Raw genomic sequence first — 263 nt, 5'->3', positions numbered from 1 at the left:
GTTCGTCGCGCAGCGCCTTGATCGCCCAGAGCGCGTCGCGGCGTTCAAGCTTCAGCGACGGCAGAAAGGCATCGGCCTTGGCAAGCTGGACGAGCGCTTCCGATGGCATGCCGGATCGGCGCCACATATCATCAACCGAGGCAAAGGCATTGTCCATGCGTGCCGCGACGATGCGCGCGGCGTCAGCGACCGCCAATCCTTTCACCTGCCGGAAACCGAGCCGGACAGCATGGCGACCGGAACTGCCGATCCGCTCCAGCGTA

At 65.0% G+C, this 263-nt stretch carries 1 protein-coding gene; it reads right to left on the bottom strand.

Going from position 1 to position 263, the window contains the following annotated elements; genetic code table 11:
• On the bottom strand, nucleotides 1-263 hold a 263-nt coding region (locus FY112_RS38095; RefSeq protein ID WP_246700758.1), incomplete at both ends, for a type II secretion system protein GspK.

The sequence above is a fragment of the Rhizobium sp. PEPV16 genome, from assembly GCF_008919455.1.
In the GTDB taxonomy this organism is placed as follows: domain Bacteria; phylum Pseudomonadota; class Alphaproteobacteria; order Rhizobiales; family Rhizobiaceae; genus Rhizobium; species Rhizobium leguminosarum_Q.
Note: the sequence above shows the minus strand (reverse complement) of the source record. Positions and strands in the feature narration are given on the sequence as shown.